Source organism: Veillonella absiana, from assembly GCF_032970865.1.
GTDB lineage: Bacteria > Bacillota > Negativicutes > Veillonellales > Veillonellaceae > Veillonella > Veillonella absiana.
On sequence record NZ_JAWJZB010000019.1, the window covers coordinates 1 to 3,356 of the forward strand.

Annotated in this window: 2 protein-coding genes; both read right to left on the reverse strand. The window is 31.8% G+C overall.

What is annotated here, in order from left to right:
- Positions 1-113: 113 nt before the first annotated feature.
- Positions 114-1,967 carry an ATP-binding protein gene (locus RVY80_RS10130; protein ID WP_317330538.1) on the reverse strand — a complete coding sequence of 618 codons (1,854 nt, stop codon included), beginning with the start codon at positions 1,965-1,967 and terminating at the stop codon, positions 114-116.
- Positions 1,951-2,982 (reverse strand): SIR2 family protein, encoded by a 1,032-nt coding sequence (locus RVY80_RS10135; RefSeq protein ID WP_317330539.1) that lies wholly within the window; start codon positions 2,980-2,982, stop codon positions 1,951-1,953. Before RVY80_RS10135 ends, RVY80_RS10130 begins: the two co-directional genes overlap by 17 nt.
- Positions 2,983-3,356 lie beyond the last annotated feature (374 nt).

Genomic DNA, 3,356 nt, shown 5'->3' on the forward strand with positions numbered 1-3,356 from the left:
TGCTTTTTCGTTAGGTGTGTACTGTGTTCGTTTCATAGTGCCTCCGTTTGATTAAATATTACATTCAACCTAACTTAAAAAGCAACTTTTAGTGGTCTAAATTCTTGGGTCCATTATAGTTTTTTGCTCCATAATTCTGTTAAATTAATATCATCACTGCTTGGTCGATTTTTTTCCTCTTTGTCAATTTTTACAAATATCGGAACTTGAATTGCGTTTCCAGTAATAATAGCTTCCCCTTGTCCCAAGCTAGGAATCTTCTGATATGAACTTTTATCTAAGGTTGGCATAGTGTTTTCAAGCATCCTTAGATCCTTCTCATTCACTAATCGATGTATTAAATAGTTGTGAGTTTGAGATAGAATAGTTGGAGATATATCTGCTGGTCTTTGACTCGATAAAGTAAGGTAAAATCCGAACTTTCTTCCTTCTTTAATTATTTCTTCAAAAACTGAAAGCCTGTAATCTTGCCAATCATCACCACTGTTTCTATAGTCAGCGTTTAAAATATTGTGTGCTTCATCGATTATCAAATGCTTAGTTTTTGTTACTTCCTTTCCAGCCACAACCTTTTTCTGCTCATCATATATCATTTTTGAAAGTAACATAGGAATCAATCGAGTAATTTCTTGGTTAGCATATACTAAAGAAATAATATTAAGAGTTTTATACTTATCCGATATATCTTCTACAACCTCAATAACTTTTTCTAAACTAGAAAATGCAGTGTCTATGCGACTAAATAGCGGATTCAAATGTTCTATATTTGTAGATTTCCAAGAGGTTTGGTGCACTTTCTGGAAATCTAAATGCATTTTAAGTTTTTTTATTTCATTGTTGCTTTCAAAGGTTCTGGAAAGTTGATCCTGAATTTGGTTCAAGTTCAGATAAACAGTATCTTCATGTAACATATCAGATTTATCATTTATGTATTTCCTTTCTCCATCATTCATATACATATATGCTTTGCGTTGTGAATGATACTCTAATCCTTTAAGTTCATTAAACAAAGAATCATTATTAATAAATGAATTTGCAACGGATATCCAGTTGTCTTTGGCGTCTGAACTTGCTGCATCTCCACTAGTTAATATCTTTTTTATTGTTCCTACAACAAATTTAGCTATTCCATCACCATCAAATTTTTTCTCATTCCATAGGTTAATCGCACGTCTTAAAAAAGGGACTTGAGTTGCTGAACGAGCATCAAATAAAATCGAAAGAATATCGGCGTTAAACAAATATTCTTTTTTTACAGGTAGTTTTATACCATTATCCTTATTTGTTGCAATTTCATATATCATCTTATCACTCGCATCTACTCCGAACATTTCTTCTCCAGTATACTCCCCGTTAAAATCAATAACATAAAATTGAGAAGTATTTATAATTGATTTATTGTATTTAGTTCTAAAAAGTTGCAAATATAGTTTATGCAATGTATTTGACTTTCCACTACCCGTATTCCCGAACACTCCAATATGTGAAGCGAAAAGCTTGTTAATCGGAATTTTGATTGGTTGTCCTTCAAGTATCGATTTTCCAATATAAATTGCCGCCTCATCATTCTCAACACCATAAATAATATCGAGTTCTAATTTAGTAGTTAAAGTAATTTCGTTGCCAATCATCGGTACATATTGGCTCGTTACTTGAAATTTTCCTTCCTCAATAACCCCCTTTGTTTTTAATGTAATAATTCGATTAATAGAATCTTTGTGAAAACGATTATCAAACTCCTTGCTACGAACTGTATTTTGTTGATCAACAACCTTTTCGCTTGAAACGGTTGTAATTATTTTTATGTCGTTCTGATTAACAGTTAGAAATGCACCCACTTTAGGGCCAGTCAAAAGTTCGCCATACCATATGTATTGGGCATCATTAGACATATGGTACATCCCAACTTCAGATACATCACCATCGACACCAACTATTACTCCTAGTTTCTTACTTGGATTTGTCATCTTTCAAGTCCTCCAAGGTAGCACCAGATAAAATGTTATTAAAATTATCCAGAGTTAAGCTATACCATTCTTCACTTCTATCATTTGTGTTCTTTGTTAGATTCTTATTATCAAAATTACTCGGTGTTAAGATTTTTAGATTTGCCGGCAAAGAGCTAACCCCTAAATTATCCATGTAAATTTGTCTATCTGAGTCTGAATACGCAAAAACATACATCATTAACTCAGGATTTTTTAAGGCTCTTAAAATCATTTTACCAATATGCTTATCTTGAAAAGAAAATCCTATAATAAATAAAACCGATTGTGGTTTATCCAATTCAAGTTGGAACACTCTCAGCATTTCGTGGAAGTAATTATTTAAAAATGTATCTTGAGCCTCCAGACCTGTCGGTTTTACAATCATTGGGTTTTTAGTGACGTGATTACATATATAAATTTTTTCCTGTTCTTCTTGCCAATTAACGGACCCATGAGGCTTTATTAATGATATTGATGGAATTTCACTAATGTAGTTGTCATTTAACCCTTTATAAGACACCACTTGATTGTAGTTAGAGCTATCCAACTCTCGTGTAAAATACCCCTTTGCTCCATCGTTAAAAATAAACCTGCTATTTAATAGTAATCTATCTACAGCCTTTTCAAGAAATAAATCATAATTTGTCGTGAAAATATTTGCAGATTTTGGGGCTTGTCTAGAATTTGAAAGATTAAGAACATCAATTATTACTTTAATAAATTCATAATAGTCTTCTAAATTTCCTGAAATTTTATGACCTTCATCAAACTCGTACGTTTCATCTAATAATTTTATACTTACTTCTTTAATTTTCTCAGTAAGAAAATCATTAGCAGTCTTTCCACTAGATACATCATCCTTAAAATCCCTCATTAACCCAATTGATTTTGCTGATGCTCCCGAGCCAATCAAAAAATTAAGTTGCTTTGTTATTGCAAGTTGCCGTAATCGTTTGATTAACTCTCTATCTTTTTTCATTTCTTCAGCTTCCATTCTCAGAACTCTCCTCTCCAATCAGTTTTAATCTAATCATTTTTTAATTCTTTCTATTTTACTTTACAAATACTCTAAAAGTCTTATAATGTTCAATAATTTAAATATATAATGTATATTCTAAGATCACAATCTAAGATGAATTAACTATAGTAATCTCGTCAACTCACCACATTTTTGCTATCAAACTTATCAACTCACCAATCCCACATTCAAATTAGTAACTCCAATGAGCAGTTCACCATTCTTTGATTAAAGTGGACCCCATTGTCAAGACCATTTTTTGCTAACATTTAAGTTTGGTCAAAGGCTAGTTATAAAAATATACTTCTGCTGGCTTTTTATAATCCAAGCTTTGGTGATACCGTTCATTA

What these genes read in the sequence shown, in the direction of transcription:
- RVY80_RS10130 (WP_317330538.1), bottom strand. Translation starts at nt 1,967, where the DNA reads ATGACAAATCCAAGTAAGAAACTAGGAGTAATAGTTGGTGTCGATGGT.
- RVY80_RS10135 (WP_317330539.1), bottom strand. Translation starts at nt 2,982, where the DNA reads ATGGAAGCTGAAGAAATGAAAAAAGATAGAGAGTTAATCAAACGATTA.